Raw genomic sequence first — 22105 nt, 5'->3', positions numbered from 1 at the left:
CTCGCCGATCACTCTCAGCTCCATCTCAGCGACCGGCAGGCAGTGTTCTCGGTGCGGGAACACGAACCCGAACAGGGAGAGAGCAATGAACAGGAAGAAGACGGCACTGTCCGTCGCGGCGGGGGGAACGGCCATCGGTGTGGTCGGGCTGATCCTGATCGCGACCCCGGCGGGCGCGGACGAGACGCCCCCGGCGCTGCCCGCCATCAGCGCCGAGGCGCTGGTCCAGTCGGTCCTGACCACCGACGTACCCGCGCTGTCCGGCGCGGTCGAGCTGCGCAACAACATCGGGCTGCCGATCCCGGGCCTGCCGCAGAGCTCGCCGGGCGAGGCGATCGCGCACGTCTACGCCGACGGCAGCGGCCGCGGTCGGCTCGCGGTGCAGGAGCGCGGCGGCGAGCACACCGTCGTCCGCGACGGCCAGACCACCTGGCTGTGGAGCTCCGCCGACCGGACCGTGGTCAAGTACACCGGCTCGGTCGACCACGCGGACAAGGCCGACGCGGCCGACAAGATGGCCGACCCGGCCACCGCCGCCCGGGACCTGGTGGGCCTGATGCAGCGGGACAGCACGATCAGCGTGGACGGCACCGCCAAGGTCGCCGACCGCCCGGTCTACCAGCTGGTCCTCACCCCGAAGCCGACCGAGCGCACGCTGCTGCGCGAGATCCGGGTGTCGGTGGACTCCGAGACCCGGCTGCCGCTGCGGCTGGACGTGATGGCCAACGGCCAAGCCGACCCGGCACTGCGGGTGGGCTTCACCGAGTTCAGCACGGGCCCGCAGAACCCGTCGCTGTTCAGCTTCACCCCGCCCGCGGGCGCCAAGATCACCGAGTTCGGCGACCAGGACAAGCCGACCGAGGCGCAGCGCAACCAGTTCATCGACGGCCTGGACGCCAAGGTCGTCGGCGAGGGCTGGGACACCGTGCTGACCGGCAAGATCCCGGCGGACCTGGTCAAGAACTCGGGCACCCCGCAGCGCGAGGGCAAGGCAGGCAAGGCCGATGTCAACCCGCTGGGCATGCTCAAGCAGCTGGGCAAGGAGGTCAGCGGCCCGTTCGGCACCGGGTACGTGATCTCCACCAAGGTCGGCACGGCGCTGGTGACCACCGATGGCCGGGTCGCCATCGGCGCGGTCCCGCAGCAGGTGCTCGTCGACGCGCTCGGGCAGAAGTGACCGGCGTCTCCGAGTCCGGGACGGTCGCGGCGGTCTCCGCCGCGGCCGGCCCGCCCGCCGCCCGCACCAGGGGTCTGCGCAAGGTCTACCGCGGCACCGTCGCGGTGGACAACGTGGACCTGGAGGTGCCGATGGGTGCGGTGCTGGGGATGCTCGGCCCCAACGGTTCCGGCAAGACCACGACCATCCGGATGCTGCTCGGCCTGGTGACCCCCACCGCCGGTGAGGTGGAGCTGCTCGGCCACAAGATGCCCGACGGCGGTCCCCGTGCGTTGCCCGATGTGGGCGCGCTGGTCGAGGGCCCCGGTTTCTACCCGTTCCTCTCCGGCCGCGACAACCTGATGCGCATGGGCGCCGCGGAGCCGCTGCTGGCCGGTGGCGACATCGCCAAGGCGGTCGCCGAGGCCCTGGAGCGGGTCGGCCTCGCACACGCCGCGGGCCGCCGGTTCAAGGCCTACTCGCTCGGCATGAAGCAGCGGCTCGGCCTGGCCGCCGCGCTGCTGGTGCCGCGCAGGCTGGTCGTACTGGACGAGCCGACCAACGGCCTGGACCCGGCGGGCACCCGCGAGGTGCGGACCGTGATAGCCGACCTGCACGCGGCAGGCACCACGGTGCTGGTCTCCTCGCACCTGCTGGCCGAGGTGGAGGCCACCTGCACGCACGTGGCCGTGCTCAACCAGGGCACGGTCGTGGCGCAGGGCGAGCTGACCGCGCTGCTGGAGGCGGGCAGCGCCAACCTACTGATCACCACACCCGAGGTCACCCTGGCCGTGGACGCGCTGCGGGAGCACCGCGTGCCCGCCCGGCCGGTCCCCGACGGCATCCGCGTCGACCTGACCGCGACGACCGCGCCCGAGGTGGTGGCCACGCTGGTGCGGGCCGGGGTCCCGGTGCACGAGGTGCGCAAGCAGCGCACCGGCCTGGAGGACCTGTTCGCCCGCCTGACCGAGGACACCGCCGTGGCGGGTCTCGACGACCTGGACACCCTGATCCCCGAGGACGCCCGATGACCGCGATCGCCGTGCACCCTCAAGACGCTCCCGTGCGCCGCGCGCCGCTGCCCCGGCTGCTGCGCGCCGAGCTGCGGATGATCCTGCGCCGCCCGCGCACCCTGATCGGCCTGACCCTGCTCGCCCTGGTGCCGATCGTGGCAGGCATCGGCATCACCATCGCCACCAGCAACGGGGACACCTCCAACGGCACCGAGGGCCTGGCCGCCATGGTCGCGGGCAACGGCCTGGTGCTGCCGATCTTCGCGCTGGCCGTCGGCATGACCATGCTGCTGCCGCTGACCAGCGCCATGCTCGCCGCCGACGCGCTGGCGGGCGAGACCGCGCACGGCACCCTGCGCGGCCTGCTGATCGCCCCGGTCAGCCGGGGCAGGCTGCTGGCCGTGAAGGCGTTCGGCGTGGCCACGGTGATCCTGCTGGCGGTCACCCTGATGGCGGTCACCGGCACCATCGCGGGCGTCGTACTGCTCGGCGGCGACGGCATGCTGACCACCTCCGGCTCGACCCTGCCGTTCGTCGACGGCCTTGGCCGGGTGCTGCTCGCGGTGCTGTACTCGGCAGCCCAGATGTGGGCGCTGGCCGCAGTGGCGCTGGCGGTGTCCGCGTTCACCGAGCACCCGCTGATCGTGGTCGTGGTGACCACCGGCATCGTGATCGTCTCCGGGGTGCTGGGCGCCATCCCGACCCTGGACGCCATCCACCCGGTCCTGATCACCACCAGCTGGGACGCGGTCGGCGACGTGATCAGCGACCCACTCACCGGCGACACGATGGGCCAGGGCCTGCTGCGCGCCGCCTGCTACCTGGTGATCGGCTACTCGATCGCCTACGCCCGAATGCTCACCCGGGACGGCTGAGACCGCGGCCCGGCAGGTCAGGGGGTGACCTGCCGTACGCGCTCAGCCCACCAGGCGGTGCCCGCACCCGGGTACCGCCTGGTGCGACAGCAGGCGTGCAAGTGTGTTGCCCCCACCTCGGCCCTCCGGTTCCTGGGAACGGCCAAGCGAGCCGGGCACGGTGGAATCGGCCAGGTCCGACGACCCCGAGGTGTCCGAACGATGCACCGCAACCGCGCCCAGCGCCAGGACGACCGCGACACCCGCATCCCAGTCCCCACCCCCGCCCGCCGCACCGAGACCGCCGCGGGCGGACAGGTCCTCACCATGCAGCGGACTGTCGGCAACCAGGCATTCACGCACACCATCCAGCGGACCGCCCAGGACGACCTCGTCGCGTACGCGAGCACCTGGATGGAGACGTCCAACGTCAAGTACAAGTCCCGGTCCGGTGACCTGCAGCGGGTCGACCAGGCCGTGACGACCTGGCTGACCGGCGGCAGCGGCGTCCCGGGCAACCTGGACCTCAACGAGGCCCAGCTCAACGGCATCAAGGGCGCGGTGACCCGCTGGCGCACCGGCAAGGGCCCGAGCAGGCGGGACGCGTTCATCGACGAGCTGGTGCAGCGCGTGGACGCCGTCCTCGCCGCGATCGGCCAGGTGCGCGCCCAGCGGGCCCGCAACGACGCGCTGGGCGCGAAGTACAGCCAGATCGACCCGGCGATGGCCGGGCACGCCCGCAGGCAGGCGCAGAACATCACCTTCGACCCGACCGGGAACCGGTTCCACGAGGCGCTGACCGACGACCGGGACGACCAGGGGCAACTGTCCCCGGCCGCGCTGACCGTGCTCCGCCAGGTCGCGGCGGAGAACCTGGGCAAGGCTCTGGAGTTCATCGGCGGCGTCGACCCCGGCGGTCTATCTCGCGACGAGCTGGACAAGCTCATGAACAGCCCGACCAACGTCAACGCGTCCACCGGGCAGACGACCTTCCCCGAGCTGCGGGCCTATCTGGACTCTCTCCCCGCCACCGGCGATCCCGCGCCGGAAAGCCGTGGCACGCGGGACACGCAACAACAGGTGCACGACGTCGGCGGCACCCAGCTGACCACGTACACCGATCCCACCGATCCGCAGGCGGGCCGCCGCGTGCAAGCCGTGATCACGGCGATCACCAAGGTCCAGGCGCAGGGCTTCGACGTGCCGCCGCTGCGCGCGTACCTGCCGAAGTACGGCCGCAACCTGGCGGTACAGGCGGGGATGATCAGACCGGGCCAGCAGAAGATGCACCGCGCGGAGTTCTTCCCGCCGAACAACCTGGTGGGCAGCTCGGAACTGGCGGACAACCCGCTGACCAACAAGCTCGGCGACCAGTACCAGTACCTGTCGACCAAGCTCGCGGAGCAGTCCGGGGACGACTCGATGACCACGACCATGATCCACGAGCTCGGCCACTACCTGCACTACCACCAGAACGCGGGCAAGTTTCTCGACCTGACCTCCACTACCTGGACCGGCGCGGTCGGCGGCTCGGCGCACCAGGACGTCAGCGTCTACGCGGCGCAGAACCCCAGGGAGTTCGTGGCCGAGGTGTTCCTCGGGCAGGTCTATGGCGAGCAGTATGACGCGCAGGTCCTGGAGGCATACCACGCGCTGGGCGGTCCCCGGCCCGGACAGGTGCCGACCACTTCCTGACCGACTACTTCCTGACCGACTACTTCCTGATGAGTGCCACCGCGTCCGGGTTGAGGGTGAGGCGGATCGTGGTCCCGGTGGGCGGGGCCGTGGGGGTGACGGCGTCGACCAGGTGTCTGCCGGTGTCGACGGTGACCCGCACGTGATCGCGGCGGTGCAGCTGCGCGGTGACCACGCCCGATACCGGACCGTCGCCGGGTTCCAGCGCCGTCGGCCGCAACGCGACGCGGGCGGGCCCGTCGTCGATTCCCGGGAAGTCGACGGTGCCGAACTCGGTGATGAGCTTGCCCTGTCTGCCTTCCCCGTCCACGACCAGCCCGCAACCGAGGAACCGCGCGGTCTCCTCATCCACCGGATACCGCCACACGTCCTCCGGCTTCCCCTCCTGCACGATCCGCCCCTCACGCATCACCGCCACCCGATCCGCGAGCGTGAACGCCTCGTCATGGTCGTGGGTGACGACCAGCGCAGTGGTACCCGCTTCGCGCAGAAGCCGAGCGAGATCAATGGCCAGCTGTTCCCGCAGCGCACGGTCGAGCGCGGACAACGGCTCGTCCAGTAGCAGCAGTCGCGGTCGCGGCGCCAATGCCCGCGCGAGTGCGACGCGCTGTTGCTCACCGCCGGACAGTTCTGTCACCTTCCGGGACTCGTAGCCCGCCAGCCCGACCATGGTCAGCAGTTCGGTGACGCGGAAGTCCTGCTCCGCCTTCGGCACCCCCACCATCCGCAGCCCGAACGCCACATTCCCGGCGACGTCGCGGTGCGGGAAGAGCTGCCCGTCCTGGAACACCAGCCCGAAGCCACGCCGGTGCACGGGCACGTCGTCGAGATCCTCCCCATCCCAGCAGACCCGCCCCTGCGCGGTCTCCAGTCCGGCGATCACCCGCAACAGCGTCGACTTGCCACAGCCGGACGGCCCCAGCAACGCCACCACCTCACCATCGGCGACCTGTATGTCCACATCGGACACAGCGGTCACCGCCCCGTACCGCACGCGTACACCCTCGACGTTCAGCACCTCTCCCCCTTCCGGACGTGCGACATCTCAGAACTCCCCTACCGAGGACACCCGCAGTCGGTCCACGATGATCACGATGGCCGCCGTGACCAGCATCAACAGCGTGCAGGCGGCATAGGCCATCTGGTTGTTCAACTCCCCGGGCCGGGCGACCAGCCGACCGATGACGACCGGCAGCGTCGCGGTGTCCGGGCGGGCCAGGAAGCTGGTCGCGCCGAACTCGCCCAGGGCCACCACGTACCCGAAGGCGGTCGCGCCGAGTAACGCGCGAGCGGCGAGCGGCACGTCGATCTCCCGCCAGACCCGCCACGGCGCGGCGCCCAGCGTGGCGGCGGCCTGACGCAGGCGGTTGTCGATCGCGCGCAGAACCGGCAGCAGCATCCGGATCACCAACGGGGTCACGACAAGCGCCTGCGCGAGCGGAACCAGCACCGGTGACGTGCGCAGATCCCCCGGCAATGCGTCCAACGTGACCAGGTAGCCGAACCCGACGGTCACCGCCGAGACGCCCAGCGGGAGCATCATCGCCGTATCGACCGTCTCCACCACGCTCGGACGGATCCGCGCGCGCCCCAGCGACACCACCGCGACACTGGCGAGCACTCCCAGCACCAACGCCAGCAGCGTCGCGTCGGTCGCCGCGCGCAGCGAGTTGTCGATCGCCTCCCAGCCGGTGACCTGCAACGACCCGCGATACCCGGTCCCGGTCATGGCCCGGTACCCGGCCAGCCCACCGGAGAACGACCGCGCGACCAGCGACCCGATCGGAACCAGCAACGCCACCACGACCACCCAGGCCGCGGCAACCACGCCCCACTCGCCGCCGACCGGCCGTCGAGCCGTCTCCGCCCGACCGCGCAACCGCAGCGACGTCGCGCGCCGACGGGTCACCGCGCCGATCACCAGCACCGCGACAACCGCGCCGACCTGCAACAAAGACAGTGCTGCCGCGCCCGGTAGATCCAACATCTCCACCGTGCGCAGGTAGATCTCCGTCTCCAGCGTCGCGTACTCGCCGCCGCCCAACAGCAGCACGACACCGAAGCTCGTGGCGCAGAACAGGAACACCACCGCCGCCGACGAGCCGATCGCCGGGCGCAGCATCGGGAGCGTGACCGAGGTGAACGCGCGCCACCGGGACGCGCCAAGCGACCGGGCCGCGTCCTCCGCCCGTCTGTCCACATGCGACCACAGACCGGACACCGTGCGGGCCACCACGGCGACGTTGAAGAACGCGTTGGCCAACACGATCGCCACCGGGCCGCCCGCGGGCAGCAGCGAGCGGAACGCGAGCCCCACCACGACCGTCGGCAACACGAACGGAACCATCACCACGGTACGCACGAAACCGTTGCCCCGCAACGAAGTTCTGGCCAGCAGGAACGCCACCGGCAACCCCGCCAGCACCGCCACCACCGTCGCGGCCGCCGCCTGCCCGAGGGTGAACCCCAAGATCCCCCACGTCTCCGCGCGCCCGAGTACCGCGCCGACCCCCGGCCCGAGGCCGAGCCGGATGATCGCGGCGACCGGCCACAGGAAGAAGACGGCGAGGAAACCCAGCGGCAGGACGGCCGCCGCGACGGGCGCGATCAGCCCCGGACGGCCGCGCGCCACTGCTCGATCCACCGCTCCCGGTTCGCCTGGATGTCCTTCGCGGGCAGCGTCGCGGACTCGTCCGGCAGCGGCGCCGCCTTCTGCCACGCGTCCGGCAGCGCCACGCCGTCCCGGCTCGGGTAGACGTACATCTTGTCCGGGACCTGCTTCTGGAACGGCTCCGACAGCATCCAGTCGAGCACCTTGCGCGCGTCGTCGGGGTTCTTCGCGCCGTTGAGCACACCCGCGTACTCGACCTGGCGGAAACATGTATCGAGCAGCGCGGTCGTGTGCGGCTTGCCGTCATCGCCGATCTCCGCCGACGGGGACGAGGCGTAGGAGACGACCAGCGGGCGCGGACCCTTGCCGGACGAGCCGGAGAAGTCCTGCGAGTAGGCCTCCTCCCAGCCGCTGACGACCTTCACCCCGTTCGCCTTGAGCCGCTGCCAGTAGCCGACCCAGCCGTCCGGGCCGTAGTGCGCGACCGTGGCCAGCAGGAACGCCAGGCCGGGCGAGGACGTCGCCGGGTCCTCCACCACCAGCTGGTCCTTGTAGCGGGCGTCGGCGAGGTCGTCGAAGGTCTTCGGCGCCTCGGTCTCCCGGCCCGCCAGGAACGCCGGGTCGACGTTGACGCACACATCGCCCACGTCCACGGCGGTCAGCCGGTTCTTGTCGTCGACCGCGTACTTCTGCGGCCCCTTGTCCGCCTCCGGGCTGCGGTACTCGGCGAACACGCCCTCGTCGAGCACCCGCGAGGCGAACGTGTTGTCGACGCCGAACGCCAGGTCGCCGAGCGGGGCCGACTTGGTGAGCACGAGCTGGTTGGTCAGCGCGCCCGCGTCGCCGTTCTTGCGGATGTCGACGTTGATGCCGGTCTGGGTGCGGAACTGGTCGAGCAGGGCCTGGTCGACGTCGAACGAGTCGTGCGTGACCAACACCACGGTCCGGTCGCCGGGTTTGGCGTCGGTGGACCCGCCGACCGAACAACCCGCCGCCAGGGCGGCGGTGACCAGCAGAACTCCGAGTCGGCGCATGGGATCCTCTCCTCGCGGGCGTGCGCCACGAGGCAACCTCCCTGCGCCGGCATGATCCGGATCAGGTGTGGACGGTCGAGGGCCGCGTGCCCTCCTCTCAGCCCGGCGCGTGTCCGGACTCCCGTGGCGTGACGAGCGTACGCCTGCCCATCGGGCCAGGATGGACACCATGGCTGAACTGCTGAGCGAACAGGACATCGGCAAGGCCCTCGGCACCCTCACCGACTGGCGGCTGAACGAGGGCGCGCTGGTCCGCACGGTCGAGCTGGCCGGGTTCCCGCAGGCGATCCAGGTCGTGAACCGGGTCGCGGAGATCGCCGAGAACGACAACCACCACCCGGACATCGACATCCGCTGGCGCACCCTGACGTTCCGTTGCACTACGCACAGTAAGGATGGAATCACCGCATCGGATGTAACCCTGGCCGAGGAGATCGACGGCGTCATCGACGCCATTCGCGGCTGATGGCCCAGGGTGTGGTGCGGACCCTCGCACCACACCCCGGCCTCGCTTGGCCACTCTCCGTGGTCTCCTGCTGGATCAAGTGACACCCGATCCAGCAGTCCGGCCGGCCGCTAGCGCCTGCGGACGACGAGCGTCCCCGTGCCCCGGCCAGCGAGCACGGCATCGAGGGCGGGCGCGTAGTCGACGGTCCCCTGGGCGGTCACCTGGAACGCGGAGTACTCCCCGGTCGGACTCCCGACAGAATGGTTGCCCGGCAACAACCGCAGCGCCTGCGGCTGCCGCGCGTCCGTCACCCCGACACCGCCGATGACGACCGTTCGCCACCCCGTGGCCCGCGCGTCGACCGTGATGTCTTCTCCGTGCACGGCGACGGTCTCGGTCCCGGCGCCGGTCAGGGTCCCGGCCACGGCGCCGTCGTACTGGACCTTTCCGTCGGCGGTCAACCTGAACAGCACAGACTGTCCGCCAGCGGTAAGCACGGTCTGGTTGCCCGGCAACATGTGATAGGTCCGCACATTCTGTCTGACCAGCCACCCCGCACCAGCCAGGGTCACGTTGTAGTAGTCCAGATCAGTGGAGTTCAACGTCACCGATAGTCCGTGCGCGACCAGAGTCTTGCCGCCCGCGCCGGACAACACCCCTTGCAGGCTCGCGGCATAGGTGACATTGCCGTCGTCGGTAACGGTGAACGGGACCGAGTTGCCGTTCATGCCAAGCAACAAGTACGCGCCAGGCAGCAGCCTGCGCGTCGCGACCGGTCGGTAAGCAGGCCAACCGGTACCGCTGACAGTCACGTTGGCATAGCTCAACCCAGTGGAGTCAATCGCGACCGCGTATCCGTGCACGGCCAGCGTCGATGTGCCTTCGCCGGTCAGCACGCCGCGCAGGGCCGGGTCGTAGGTCACCTGTCCGGAGTCGGTCATCGTGAACGGGATCTGCTTGCCCGCAGGCGGCACGACGAAGTGCTTGCCGGGCAACAGGTAGCGGCGCCGGGTCGGGTCGAACACGGACCAGCCGGTGCCGGTGACCGTGATGTTGTAGTAGTCGACGTCGGTGGCGTCGAGGACCATCGCATAGCCGTGCACCACCAGCGTCGCGGAACCCGCGCCGGTGAGCATGCCTTCCCTGGCCGGGTCGTAGGTGATCCGGTGATCGGCGGTGACCCCGAACGACACCTTGTGACCGGCGGAGACCGTGAGCGTGTGTGGGCCAGGCGCCAGCCTCAACCGGTGGGACTCGTGCGCGTTCAGCACTCCGGTCTGACCGCTCACGGTGAACGTCTCATAGGACAACCCGGTGATATCGATGGTCACCGTGTCGTCACTCGGGTTCGACTGGTTGGCGACGGTCGTGGTGGTCACCGCACTGGTAGTTGTGGTTGGCAAGCTAGTTGTGGTTGGCAAGGTGGTCGTGGTCGGCATGGTGGTCGTGGGAACCGCGTTCCCGGGCTGGGTCGTGCTGCCCTCCGATCCGGATTGCGCCTGCCCGCCACGGGGTTCGGCCGCACGCGTGGTCACGGTCGGTGCGGACGTGGTCACCTGCACCGACCTGGGCGGACTGGTCGGGTTCGTCTCCGCGACCGGCACGATCGGCCCCGGCCCGCCATCGGGCGATGTCGGCACGGCCCCGGCCGACGTGCTCACGACCGGCGGCACGTCGCGGGACGGCTCCGCCACTGGCCGCTGGTCGGACGAGAGCATCGCCAGCACGATCGCGGCCGCCAGCACAACCCCGCTCGCCGCGGCCGCCACGACCCGCTGGAACACGTCCGGGTTCTCCTGCGCCAGCCGGACCAGCCCGTCCGGCCGGAGCACCGCGGCCGCCTTCGCGGCCAGCACCGCCCGCACCCGCTGGACGATCCCGAGCTCGTCCACGACCACCGGCGCGGGCACCGCGCCCAACGCGACCGCCCCCGCCTGGGCGTCGCCCGCCCGGCTGAACAGCATGGCGATCATCCGACGGCGTTCGTCGTCGTCCTCGCCCAGGCCGACCAGGCCCGGTCCGAGCGCCCACCGGCTGAAGTCCTTGGCCCGCCGGGCGCGCGGCGCGCAGGCCGGACAACCCTTGGCGTGCTTGAGCACCTGCTTCGCCTGGTCCGCGTCCAACACCAGCCCGTCGGTCGCCCGCCGTTGCTCGGGTCGGAGCATTCCGGCCAATGCGGGGCAATCACCCTGACCGGTGCGCGCGATCACCAGCGCCGACACCAGGTCCAGCATCCTGGCGTGGGACCGGTTGAACTGGCGGTTGACCAGCTCGACCGGCCGCCCCACCGCCTCGGCCAGCTCGTTCCCGGCCACCCAGCGCCCGCGCCGCCGGGTCAGCTCCAGATGCTTGCTCATGATCGTGGCCATGTCTCCGCTCAGGCCGTGCACGGCGGCGAGGATCGTGTCCCACAGCTGCTGCTTGCTCAGCCGTCCCACCAGCTCCGCGGGCTGTTCCGGCGAGTCGACCTGATCGAGGTCGAACCGCGGTTCGTCCTCCGGCCGCACCAGGTCGTCGGGCAGCGCGCCGACGCGCCGCTTGCGCTGCTCGCACCATTTCGCGTACACGTGCCTGGCGATCCCCGAGACCCAGGCGCCCAGCACCGCCGGTTCGGCCCCGCCGCGGATCCCCTCCAGCGCCCGCGTGATCACCTCGCTGACGAGGTCGTCGACGTCCACCGCGTCCGCGCGGGCCCGGAAGTAGCCCCGCAGCCACGGCTGTACCTGCTCGAACAGCTCGCGCTGCGCGGCGCCGTCACCCGCGCGCAGCCGAGCCACCAGTAACCGGTCGTTCCCGTTGTCCATGGCGTGTCTCCCCGGAGTCGGGCCATGTGGTCGGGGGTACGTGGCGGTCGAGGCGCCGTTCTCTCCGAAGCCGCGGAACTTTTCCCCGCCATCCTCACGAACCACCCGCACGAGCGGAAGCGCCCGCGGGCGAATGCCCTGCTTCTGTCACCCAGTGGTGTGAAGCCGGGCGGCAGTCGAACGTATGCTCACCTTCGTCAGGGGACGCGGGAGGGTTTGCGGTGAAGGACTTCCTGGACGGCGTGACCGAGCCCGATTCCATCCGGGCCCGGCATTTCGTGCGGCACGTGGAGCGGGGGATCGCCGAGGTCGGCGGCGCGATCACCTGGCACTGCGACCACTGGGTCGGCGAAATGAGCCGGGGCGACACGCGGAAGTTCGTGATCGGGTATTCGTTCCCGCTCAACGCGGTCTCGTCGGCGCGGGTGGCCGACGACAAGGTGGCGACCACCACGATCCTGCGCGAGAACAAGGTCCCCTGCGTCGAGCATCGCCTGGTCAGACCCGCGTGGAGCGGCACGGAGCAGATCGGCTGGCAGGCCGAGCTGCCGGTCGTGGTCAAGCCGAACGTCGAGTCCGGCGGTCGGGACGTACACCTCGTGCACACCCTCGACGAGCTGGATCGGACGATTTCCGAACTGGCCGAACGCCACCGCGCGCTGGCCTGGTCCCCATTCCTGGAAATCGGTGACGAATATCGCACTGTCTTTCTCGACGACGAGCTGCTGCTGGCGTTCCGCAAGGTGCGCGCGGACAACGGGGAATGGCGGCACAACCTCCACTTCGGCGCGACGCCCGAGGTCTGCGCGGACCCGTCCACCGTGGACCTGCTCACCGACCTCGGCCGCGACACCATGGCCGCGCTGACCCTGCGCTTCGCCACCGTCGACATCGTGACCACCCCGAACGGCCCGCTGGTCCTGGAGGTCAACAGCGGCGTCTCGCTGGAGCGCTTCAGCAGGCACAGCCCGGAGTACACCGACCTCGCCGGTCAGGTCTATGCCCGCGCGGTCGCCGCGGCCCTCCGCTAGAGCGTCAACTCTCGGTTGACGGTAGCGTCAGCGTCAACCTACAGTTGACGACATGAACGCGACCCCACGGCTTGACGACCTCATCTCCGCCATCGAGTCCAGCACCGACGACCCGCTCACCCGACTCAGCGAGGCCGTCACCCTCGGGCAGCACCTTGACGAGCTGGCCGACCACCTGATCGGGCACTTCGTGGACCGGGCCCGCCGGTCCGGCGCCTCCTGGACGACGATCGGCGAGAACATGGGCGTGACCAAGCAGGCCGCGCAGAAGCGGTTCGTGCCCAACGAACCCGCCACCGCCGAGACCGGCCTGCGCGTCTTCGAGCGCTACACCGACGGTGCCCGCGCGGTGATCGTCGCCTCCCAGGAGGAGGCCAGGCGGGCCGGGCACACCCAGATCCTGACCGGGCACGTGCTGCTCGCCCTGCTACACGATCAGGGCATCGCCGGATTGGTGGACGCGGACTCGCTGCGTGCGGCGGTCGCCGACGCGGTCGGTACCGGGGACGCCGACCTGGTCGGACACATCCCGTTCTCGGCAGGCGCGAAGAAGGCGCTCGAACTCGGCCACCGGGAGGCGCTGCGGCTGGGCTCCGAGCGGATCCGGCCGGAGCACCTGCTGCTCGGCCTGCTGTCCACGCCCGAGGAGCCCGCGCTGGTCGCGGTCGCGCAGCACGACCTGACCCGTGACGCTGTGGAGAAGGCGCTGCGCGATCGGGTGGAGTGACGGGTACTACTCGCCGGTTTCCCGCAGGTCTCCCTTCCCGTGTCCGATGGCTAGGCGGTACAGGGGAAGGGAGCGGGAATGCGTCAGGCGAGCGTCCGACCGACCGGCGTGGAGCGCCGGTTCGGGGCCGACGAGCTGATCGTCACCAAGACGGACCTCAAGGGTGTGATCACCTACGCCAACGACGTGTTCCTGCGGGTGTCCGAGTTCCACGAGGACGAGGTGATCGGCAAGCCGCACAACGTCATCCGGCACCCGATGATGCCGCGCACGCTGTTCAAGCTGCTCTGGGACACCATCCAGGCCCGCCGCGAGATCTTCGCCTACGCGATGAACATGGCCTCGAACGGTGACCACTACTGGGTGCTCGCGCACGCCACGCCGTCCTTCGACGGCGCGGGCCGGGTGGTCGGCTACCACTCCAGCCGCAGGCTGCCCACCCCTTCCGCGGTCGCCACCGTCAAGCAGATCTACGACCGAATCCGCACCGCCGAGCAGGCCGCCACCAGCACCAGCGCGGCGATCGCCGCGGGCACCGAGGCGCTGAACCGCGAGCTTGCCGCGCACGGCCAGAGCTACGACGAGTACTTCTGGTCGATCACCCCCGGGAGCACCCGATGAACACCAGGCGCGACCGAGCCGACGCAGGCTCGGACCACACCGCCGCCCTCCGCGCCCTCACCGAGGTCTGCGACCGCGCCGCCCGCGGCGACCTGGAGGCCCGCGTCCCCCAACTGGGCGACGACGCGATCACCCAGGCCGCCCGCCGCGCGGTCAACGCCCTGCTGGACGTCACCGACGCCTACGTGCGCGAGTCCGCCGCCACCCTCACCGCAGCCGAACAGGGCGACCACCACCGCCGCCTGCTGTCCGACGGTTTCAGCGGCGCCTTCGCCGCGGGCGTCACCCAGATCAACGCCACCCGCACCGGCCTGCGCGACGCCGCCGACCGCATCGCCGCCGCGGACAGCGAGCGCATGTCCATGGCCGAACGCATCGAGTCCACCGTCCTGCGCGTCTCGGAGCAACTGGCCACCGCCTCCGCCCAGATGGCCTCCACCGCGGGCGGCGTCGCCCAGTTCGCCGCCGCCGCCGTGGTCGAATCGGATCGCGGCGTCCACACCATCGACGCCCTCCGCGAGGCCGCCGCCGAGATCCGCCGCTCCGTCTCGGAGATCGTCCAGATCGCCGAGCAGACCAAGCTGCTCGCGCTGAACGCCACCATCGAGGCCGCCCGCGCAGGCGAGGCGGGCCGCGGCTTCAACGTGGTCGCCGTCGAGGTCAAGAGCCTCGCCGACAAGTCGGCCATCTCCAGCGAGACCATCGTGACCCGCGTCGAGTCGGTCCAGCAGGCCGTCGGCGAGACCGCCCAGGTCCTGGACAGTGTCGCCAAACGAATCGGCGAGATGGACGAACTGGTGGCAGGCATCGCCCGCGCCGTCGAAGGCACCGGCGGCACCGACGGCGAGGGCCTGGTCCACCTGGCCGAACTCCTCCGCAGCGAGGTCGGCGACTTCGTCCGCACCATCCGCTCGGCGTAGCCCGATAACGCCCGAACACGTCCACCCGCCGCCGCGGGTGGACGTGTTCTTTCGTACTTCCCTGCAACTAACCCCGAATTGACGCAATTCGGCGAATCTCCCGGCCACCTGATGCGCTCTGCTCGCACAAAACATATCGGCGGCCCAAAACACGCGTCTCGCCAGAAGCTCTGGGCTTGGTCGATCTCCGGTGTGATGCCGTTGACGTTGGCCGCTTCTTTCGCCTCAACGTTGAGCCCGACCCAGTGGCAGCCGAGATCGGCGAAGAAGTCCAGGGTCTCCACCGCCCGGGTCGTTCCCTCGATCGTGACGACCGCGAGCGTGGTGAACGACAGGCCGTGTTCTTTCAGCTTCTCAATGCCCCTGATGATCCGGGAGAACACCGGCCGCCCACCGCGATCGACGCGGTTGTGTTCGTGTGTTCCGGGCCGTCGATGCTGACACCGACGTCGATCTCGTAGCGCTTGAACAGGTCACACCACGCGTCGTTGATGAGTATCGCGCCGGTCTGGACTCGCTGGACGACTTTGCCTGCCGCTCGCAAAGGCTCGAACGGCTGTAGCAACTCCTCGAACTTGTCGACCCCGACCGCCAACGGCTCCCCGCCGTGCCACACGATCTCGACCGGCTTGTCCGTGAACCAGTCGTCGGCCATGCCGTGGACAATCGCCTCCACGGTGTCGACCGACATGTCCTGCTTGCGGTGGCGGTTCGGCAGGTAGCAGTACCCGCAGTCCATCGGGCAGAAGGTGGCCGGCTGCAAGATCATCGTGTTCGGACTGGGAGTCAGCCAGGTCCAGGCCAACTTCTGGTAGTCGATGACGCTGACTTCCACTGTTCGGGTCGAAGACATACCAGCTCCAGAGTCGGCGACGTGTCAGGGACACCCGATGCCGAGGGGAGGCGGAACGTCGAGCCTGATCGGGCCGGACCAGCGGGTTCCACAGGCACGACCTTCTCGGCACCGGGTGCCTGTCAGCGAACCTAGAGCGGCTACCAGCCGGTAATTCGGTCTCGCAGACCGAGTTGTCTGTCAGACCGGGATGCCGAGCTGTTCGGCGAGCTCAGCCCCTTGACGGGCGGCATACACGTTGGCATCGGCGGGTCGTGCCCGCAGGAAGCGCTCGGTATCGGCGATGAGACCAGGCAGGGTCCCGGTCAGGTCGGTGTACCTACTGGGCGATCCCTGCCACGTACGCCAGGCTTCGCGGATTCGCCTGCCGATCTCCAGTCCGCTGACGGGCTCATCGGACCCGCTGATCGGCACCGTGAGCGCCCGGTGGATCTCCGTGGAAACCGGCCGCGCTACGAACCCGCGCGGGCGGACGGTGGCGGACGGCAGTAGATCACTGGCCGCACGCCGCAGCGACCGGGCCAAGCCGAGCAGGACCGGCAACGTGGGCAGCTTCCTGCCACGTTCGATCTGGTACAGGTAGTCAGCGGTGATGCCGCTCAGACCAGCGACAACCTCACGTGTCTGCCGGTTGGCCAGGCGGATCTGCCGCACCCGGTTGCCGACCTCGTGCGCCAGTCCGTCATCCACCACAACCCCCACACACCACGTAGCCGTGGGTACACGGTGGCAGAATCCTGGACATGTCGGGTACCGGTTCCGCCCCATCCACCCCGAGCTACCTGGTGCTTTGGGACGTCGACCACACGTTGATCGAGACCCGTGGAGCGGGGCGCCGGTTCTTCGAGCAGGCGTTCCGGGCCGCCACCGGCCGCCCACTCACCAATCGGGCGAACATCTCCGGTCGCACCGAACTCGACATCATCAGGGAAAGCCTGAACGTCAACGGCATCGAGCCGAACGACGATCGAGTGGCGGAAGTCGCCACCTCGCTAGTGCGCGAATACGAGCAAGGCCGCGACGAACTGGCCGCTACCGGGCGGGCGCTGCCAGGCGCGCGGGAAGCGCTTCAAGCGCTCGAAAGCGAGCCCGCGATCTTCCAGACGGTGCTGACCGGAAACCTGCCAGAGGCAGCCAGGGTAAAGCTCGAAGTGTTCGACCTGGCGAAATACCTCGACCTCAGTGCAGGCGCTTACGGAGCGGATCATGAGGAACGCGCCGCGTTGGTCGCCGTGGCGCGGGAGCGGGCCGCAGCGCGGTTCGGCTCCGGCTTCGACGGTAGAGACACCGTGATCATCGGCGACACACCGGGCGACGTGACGGCGGCAACCGCCACCGGCGCGCGGGTCATCGCGGTCACCACCGGCAAGTTCGACGCCGCCGCGCTACAGGGCGCGGATATCGTGATCGACTCACTGGAAGAGTTCAGTCCGGAGCTGATCCAAGGACCGTCCGATTAGGACTCAAAACCCCCGACGGAGTCAGCACCAAGCCAGCACGGGACCGGGAAACGGCGAGAACCCGCCATGACACACCGGGTGTGCCACAGCGGGTTCCCTCAGCCTACCTGCGTATTTGACCGCCCACGACCAGTCGCGATAAGAGCGGGCCAAATTCCAGCTAAACGTTGAAACGAAACTCGACTACGTCCCCATCAACCATGACGTAGTCCTTACCCTCCATGCGAACCTTCCCAGCCGCCCGAGCCGCAGTCATCGCCCCCGCAGCCATCAAGTCGTCGAATGACACGATTTCCGCCTTGATGAAGCCCCGCTCGAAGTCCGTATGGATAACTCCGGCAGCCTGCGGCGCAGTAGCCCCCTGAGGAATAGTCCAAGCCCGAGCCTCCTTAGGCCCAGCCGTCAAATAGGTCTGCAACCCAAGCGTATGGAACCCGGCACGAGCCAACGCGTTCAACCCAGGCTCAGTCTGCCCCACCGACTCCAACAGCTCCCGAGTGGACTCCTCGTCCAGCTCCAGCAGCTCGGCCTCCACCTTCGCGTCCAGGAACACCGCGTCCGCAGGCGCCACCAGCGCGGTCAGCTCGGCCCGACGCTCGGCGGACGTCAGTACGGCCTCGTCCGCGTTGAACACGTACAGGAACGGCTTCGTCGTCAGCAGGCTCAGTTCGCGCAGCAGTGACACGTCCGTGCCCGCCGCGAACAGGGTCGTGCCACCGTCCAGAATGTCCTTGGCGGCGGTGGCCGCCTCCAGCGTGGGGCGGGCCTCCTTGCGGGTGCGCGCCTCCTTCTCCAGCCGGGGCAGGGCCTTTTCCAGGGTCTGCAGGTCGGCCAGGATGAGTTCGGTGTTGATCGTCTCGATGTCCGAGGACGGGTCGACCGCGCCGTCCACGTGGACCACGTCCGGGTCGTCGAAGACGCGGATGACCTGGCAGATGGCGTTGGCCTCGCGGATGTTGGCGAGGAACTTGTTGCCGAGGCCCGCGCCTTCCGATGCGCCCTTGACGATGCCCGCGATGTCCACGAAGGACACCGTGGCAGGCACGACACGCTCGCTGCCGTAGAGCTTGGCCAGCTCGTCGAGCCGGGGGTCGGGCAGCGGCACGATGCCGACGTTGGGCTCGATGGTCGCGAACGGGTAGTTCGCGGCGAGCACGTCGTTGTTCGTCAGGGCGTTGAACAGGGTGGACTTGCCGACGTTGGGCAGGCCGACGATCCCGAGGGTCAAACTCACGGGGACTGAGTCTACGGACCGCCCATCCGGATGCCTCAGACCCCACAGGTGTGCGAAATAGTTACCAACACTCATTACCAGATTTGACTACCGAACGCGCTGTGTCCGGGGCTGTACATACGCACGAAAGCGCCCATTCGCTGGGTAACGTTGCCGCACTCGGCGACGATGCGTACACACTCCGTGCCAAATAGTCCGGATCAACCCCCATGGATTAGCCCGGTTGGACGCTAGTCACCGGGTCACCCGCAAAGAACACTCCGTGAGCGCCCTGCTGTCGTCCGCCCACCGGGGGTTTCACCGGGCGCGCCCAGCTCACCCGCTGAGGAAGAAGGAAGTGGGATGTATCAACCCCGAAGGCGCGGGCTCGCCATCGGCGTGGCCACCGCGGTGGCGAGCGCCCTGCTGGTGACCGCCCCGTCCGCCACCGCGGCCCCCGCGCAGGCACCCACCGGCGAGGGTCCCGGTATCGGCAAGCACGACCTGGAGCTGCTGAACAAGGCCCGCGCCGCGGGCGAGAAGTCCGTCACCGTGCTGATCTCCACCAAACAGGGGGACAGCGCGAAGCACGTGGACGAGATCGCCAAAGCAGGCGCGGACGTCGAGTACCGCGACGACCAGATCGGCTATGTGCGTGCCGAGGTGCCGGTCGACCAGGTGCTGAAGGTGGCCAAGCTGCCCGGCGTGTCGGCGCTCGACCTGGACGAGAACGTCCCGCTGGACGACCCGCGCCCGCAGGCGCAGGCCGACCCGACGCCGCAGCCCGCCCCCGGGCCGGGCACGCCGCGGGTCAACCCGTACATGCCGACCGGCGACACCAACGCCGCGCAGTTCGTCAACGACCACCCGACCTGGGACGGCCGGGGCGCGACGGTGGCGATCGTGGACAGTGGCGTCGACCTCGACCACCCGGCGTTGAACACCACCTCCACCAACGAGCGCAAGATCGTCGACTGGGTGACCGCGACGAACCCGCACTTCACCGACGGCGTCAACGACGATGACGACCCGACGTGGCTGCAGATGACCACCAAGACCACCGGCGCGGCGCGCGGCCTGCCGAACGAGACCGGCGACCTGCGCTACGGCGTGCTCAACGAGCGCGACCCGCGGCTGGGCAGCGAGCTGGGCAACGACGTCAACCGGGACGGCAACCCGGCGGGCAGCAGCGGCCTGTTCGGCGTGGTGTGGAACATCGGCACCGGCACCGTCTGGGTCGACACGAACCAGAACGGCACCTTCGGCGACGAGCAGCCGATGACCGACTACAAGGTCAAGTACGACATCGGCCACTTCGGCAAGGACAACCCGGCGACCCCGGTCAGCGAGTCCCTGCCGTTCGTCGTGCAGACCGACCCGGCGGACGAGGCCGTGAACATCGGCATCGTCTCCGGCGCGCACGGCTCGCACGTGGCGGGCATCGTCGCGGGCAACCGGCTGTTCGGCGGCACCATGAACGGCGCGGCGCCGGGCGCCAAGCTGGTCTCGGTGCGGGTCTGCCTGTTCATCACCGGCTGCACCAACCACGCGCTGCTGGAGGGCATGATCTACGCCGCCCGCGACGCGCACGTGGACGTCATCAACATGTCGATCGGCGGCCTGCCGCCGCTCAACGACGCGAACAACGCCCGCGCCGAGCTCTACGACAAGATCATCGACACCTACAACGTGCAGATGTTCATCTCCGCGGGCAACAACGGCGCCGGTGAGAACACCGTCGGCGACCCGTCGGTGGCCACCAAGGTGCTGTCCGTCGGCTCCTACATCACCAAGGCCACCTGGCAGGCCAACTACGGCTCCGACCTCGGCCGCGCCGAGTCGCTGCACCCGTTCTCCTCGCGCGGCCCGCGCGAGGACGGCGGCTTCAAGCCGGAGATCGTGGCCCCCGGTTCGGCCATCTCGGCGGTGCCGACCTGGCAGGAGGGCCAGCCGGTGGCGGGCGTCTTCGCCCTGCCGCCCGGCTACGGCATGTTCAACGGCACCTCGATGGCCTCCCCGCAGGCCGCCGGTTCGGCCGCGCTGCTGGTCAGCGCCGCGCGGGCCAAGCACGTCTCGGCGACCGCCGCGCAAATCCGCACCGCGTTCAAGTCGACCGCCCGGTTCATCGACGGCCTAGGCGCCTACGAGCAGGGCAACGGCCTGATCGACACCAAGAAGGCCTGGAACCTGCTCAAGGACAACCCGAGCACCCCGGACATCTCCGCGTCCGTGCCGGTGAACACCGCGCTGTCGGCGAAGCTGAAGACCCCGGGCATCGGCGTCGGCATCAACGATCGCGAGGGCGTCAAGCAGGGCGACCGCTACACCCGCACCTACACCTTCAACCGCACCTCCGGCTCGGACTCCCCGGTCACCTACCAGGCCCGCTGGGTCGGCAACGACGGCACCTTCACCTCGGCGCCGACGATCACGCTGCCGAAGAACAGCGCGGTCAAGTACACGGTGACGATCAACCCGCGCAGCGTGGGCGTGCACTCGGCGATCCTGAACCTGGACAGCCCGCTCACCGCGGGCATCGACGCGCAGACGCTGAACACGGTGATCGCGGCGAACGACTTCACCGCGGACAACTCGTTCACCGTCCGCACCGGCGGGCAGGTCGGCCGCAACGAGGTGCAGAAGTTCTTCTACCGGGTCCCGCAGGGCACCTCGACGTTCAAGGTGGACCTGCAGGGCGGCGGCACCGGCAAGGGCCAGGGCCAGCTGCGGTTCCTGCGCTTCCACCCGTACGGCACCGGCGTCGAGGCCAACACCTCGACCAACTGCTACAACCCGCCGGTCGCGGGCTGTGACGCGGGCGACCCGTCCAGCCGCGTGGTGGCCAACCCGACGCCGGGCGTCTGGGAGGTCGTGGTCGAGGCGCGGCGCACCTCGGACGTGGCGTATGCCCCGTTCGTGCTGACCGCGCAGGCGCTCGGCGTGAGCGTCTCGCCGAACCCGGACGTGATCCCGTCGGTCGCCAAGAACACCCCGGTGTCCCGGCAGTACACGCTGAAGAACCTGTTCGGGCCGTTCACCGGCAAGGCGGGCGGCACCGCGCTGGGCAGCGCCAAGAAGCAGAAGCCGACCATCGCCAACCAGACCGACCAGCAGTACCAGGTGCAGGTCCTGCCGGGCACCACGGCGCTGCGGGTGAAGATCGGCAACGTCTCGGACGCGGCCGCCGACCTCGACCTGGCCGTCTACAACTGCTCGTCCGGGTCCTGCGTGCTCGCCGGGCAGTCGGCCGACGGCGACTCCGAGGAGGAGGTGACGATCCCGAACCCGGCAGCGGGTGTCTGGATCGCGCTGGTCGCCGGGTACTCGGTGCCCGCGGGCACCACGACCTACGACTACCTGGACGTGCTGACCAACCCGGTCTACGGCTCGATCGCGATCACCGACACGGCGTCGACGCGGGCGACCGGGGCGAGCTGGACGGTCCCGGCCACGGTCACCGCGACCGAGGCGCCGGGGGCCGGACGTGTGCTGATCGGCAACGTCGAGGTGCGCAACGACGCCGGGGTGCTGATCGGCTCCGGTGACGTGGAGGTCTCGGCGGTTTCCTAACCAGCCGGTATTTTCCCGACGAAACAAGCGGGGACCCGTCCGTCCGGACGGGTCCCCGCCGCATTTCCGCGATATCGCGAACCAGATGTCTCTTT

At 69.6% G+C, this 22105-nt stretch carries 18 protein-coding genes and 1 riboswitch; of the genes, 11 read left to right on the top strand and 7 right to left on the bottom strand.

Annotation, left to right across the window (positions count from 1 at the left end; translation table 11 throughout):
• Nucleotides 1-85: 85 nt before the first annotated feature.
• From C503_RS0119910 to C503_RS0119895, 4 genes are all read left to right on the top strand, one after another.
• Nucleotides 86-1177 carry a LolA family protein gene (locus C503_RS0119910; protein ID WP_026316499.1) on the top strand — a complete coding sequence of 364 codons (1092 nt, stop codon included), beginning with the start codon at nt 86-88 and terminating at the stop codon, nt 1175-1177.
• Nucleotides 1174-2187 (top strand): ABC transporter ATP-binding protein, encoded by a 1014-nt coding sequence (locus C503_RS0119905; RefSeq protein ID WP_018683978.1) that lies wholly within the window; start codon nt 1174-1176, stop codon nt 2185-2187. The genes C503_RS0119910 and C503_RS0119905 overlap by 4 nt, the downstream gene beginning before the upstream one ends.
• The gene (locus C503_RS0119900; RefSeq protein ID WP_018683977.1) at nt 2184-3044 is read left to right on the top strand and encodes an ABC transporter permease subunit; all 861 of its coding nucleotides are present in this window, start codon (nt 2184-2186) and stop codon (nt 3042-3044) included. Before C503_RS0119905 ends, C503_RS0119900 begins: the two co-directional genes overlap by 4 nt.
• A gap of 201 nt (nt 3045-3245) precedes the next feature.
• A complete protein-coding gene (locus C503_RS0119895; RefSeq protein ID WP_018683976.1) occupies nt 3246-4718 on the top strand; it encodes a hypothetical protein in 1473 nt (490 codons plus the stop codon).
• Between the two features lie 19 nt (nt 4719-4737).
• Here C503_RS0119895 and C503_RS0119890 read toward each other — a convergent pair whose 3' ends face one another.
• Genes C503_RS0119890 through C503_RS0119880 form a run of 3 tightly spaced genes read right to left on the bottom strand, consistent with a single transcriptional unit; the run spans nt 4738 to nt 8363 of the window.
• Entirely contained in the window at nt 4738-5736 is a 999-nt protein-coding gene (locus C503_RS0119890; RefSeq protein WP_018683975.1) for an ABC transporter ATP-binding protein, read from the bottom strand.
• Between the two features lie 27 nt (nt 5737-5763).
• On the bottom strand, nt 5764-7350 hold the full coding sequence (locus C503_RS0119885; protein ID WP_018683974.1) for an ABC transporter permease: 1587 nt from the start codon (nt 7348-7350) through the stop codon (nt 5764-5766).
• Nucleotides 7326-8363, bottom strand: coding sequence for a thiamine ABC transporter substrate-binding protein (locus tag C503_RS0119880; protein ID WP_018683973.1), 1038 nt, complete (start codon nt 8361-8363; stop codon nt 7326-7328). The genes C503_RS0119885 and C503_RS0119880 overlap by 25 nt, the downstream gene beginning before the upstream one ends.
• 21 nt (nt 8364-8384) lie before the next feature.
• Nucleotides 8385-8498: riboswitch (TPP riboswitch) on the bottom strand.
• A gap of 34 nt (nt 8499-8532) precedes the next feature.
• Between C503_RS0119880 and C503_RS0119875 the strand changes: the two genes are divergently transcribed.
• On the top strand, nt 8533-8829 hold the full coding sequence (locus tag C503_RS0119875) for a 4a-hydroxytetrahydrobiopterin dehydratase (RefSeq protein WP_026316497.1): 297 nt from the start codon (nt 8533-8535) through the stop codon (nt 8827-8829).
• A gap of 110 nt (nt 8830-8939) precedes the next feature.
• Here C503_RS0119875 and C503_RS46090 read toward each other — a convergent pair whose 3' ends face one another.
• Nucleotides 8940-11615 carry an RNA polymerase sigma factor gene (locus tag C503_RS46090; protein ID WP_026316496.1) on the bottom strand — a complete coding sequence of 892 codons (2676 nt, stop codon included), beginning with the start codon at nt 11613-11615 and terminating at the stop codon, nt 8940-8942.
• Nucleotides 11616-11836: 221 nt separating this feature from the next.
• Here C503_RS46090 and C503_RS0119865 point away from each other — a divergent pair, with 221 nt between their 5' ends.
• From C503_RS0119865 to C503_RS48575, 4 genes are all read left to right on the top strand, one after another.
• Complete coding sequence (locus C503_RS0119865) at nt 11837-12646, top strand: ATP-grasp domain-containing protein (RefSeq protein WP_018683971.1); 810 nt, start codon at nt 11837-11839, stop codon at nt 12644-12646.
• 52 nt (nt 12647-12698) lie between these two features.
• Nucleotides 12699-13373 (top strand): Clp protease N-terminal domain-containing protein, encoded by a 675-nt coding sequence (locus C503_RS0119860; RefSeq protein WP_018683970.1) that lies wholly within the window; start codon nt 12699-12701, stop codon nt 13371-13373.
• Nucleotides 13374-13451: 78 nt separating this feature from the next.
• A complete protein-coding gene (locus tag C503_RS0119855; protein WP_018683969.1) occupies nt 13452-13994 on the top strand; it encodes a PAS domain-containing protein in 543 nt (180 codons plus the stop codon).
• Nucleotides 13991-14914 (top strand): methyl-accepting chemotaxis protein, encoded by a 924-nt coding sequence (locus tag C503_RS48575; protein WP_018683968.1) that lies wholly within the window; start codon nt 13991-13993, stop codon nt 14912-14914. The genes C503_RS0119855 and C503_RS48575 overlap by 4 nt, the downstream gene beginning before the upstream one ends.
• A gap of 346 nt (nt 14915-15260) precedes the next feature.
• Here the strand turns inward: C503_RS48575 and C503_RS42700 are convergent, their stop codons facing one another.
• Together C503_RS42700 and C503_RS0119840 are read right to left on the bottom strand one after the other, a co-directional pair.
• Nucleotides 15261-15767 carry a radical SAM protein gene (locus C503_RS42700; RefSeq protein ID WP_156893347.1) on the bottom strand — a complete coding sequence of 169 codons (507 nt, stop codon included), beginning with the start codon at nt 15765-15767 and terminating at the stop codon, nt 15261-15263.
• A gap of 180 nt (nt 15768-15947) precedes the next feature.
• Nucleotides 15948-16457 carry a helix-turn-helix domain-containing protein gene (locus C503_RS0119840; protein WP_169514563.1) on the bottom strand — a complete coding sequence of 170 codons (510 nt, stop codon included), beginning with the start codon at nt 16455-16457 and terminating at the stop codon, nt 15948-15950.
• A 53-nt stretch (nt 16458-16510) separates the two neighbouring features.
• Here C503_RS0119840 and C503_RS0119835 point away from each other — a divergent pair, with 53 nt between their 5' ends.
• A complete protein-coding gene (locus C503_RS0119835; RefSeq protein WP_018683966.1) occupies nt 16511-17227 on the top strand; it encodes an HAD family hydrolase in 717 nt (238 codons plus the stop codon).
• A 160-nt stretch (nt 17228-17387) separates the two neighbouring features.
• On the opposite strand, the gene ychF is transcribed toward C503_RS0119835, so the two are convergent.
• Nucleotides 17388-18461 (bottom strand): redox-regulated ATPase YchF, encoded by a 1074-nt coding sequence (ychF, locus tag C503_RS0119830; RefSeq protein WP_018683965.1) that lies wholly within the window; start codon nt 18459-18461, stop codon nt 17388-17390.
• 342 nt (nt 18462-18803) lie between these two features.
• On the opposite strand from ychF, the gene C503_RS0119825 reads away from it, so the two are divergent.
• Complete coding sequence (locus C503_RS0119825; protein ID WP_018683964.1) at nt 18804-22010, top strand: S8 family serine peptidase; 3207 nt, start codon at nt 18804-18806, stop codon at nt 22008-22010.
• The last annotated feature ends 95 nt before the right edge of the window (nt 22011-22105 follow it).

The organism is Actinokineospora enzanensis DSM 44649 (assembly GCF_000374445.1).
GTDB lineage: Bacteria > Actinomycetota > Actinomycetes > Mycobacteriales > Pseudonocardiaceae > Actinokineospora > Actinokineospora enzanensis.
Note: the sequence above shows the minus strand (reverse complement) of the source record. Positions and strands in the feature narration are given on the sequence as shown.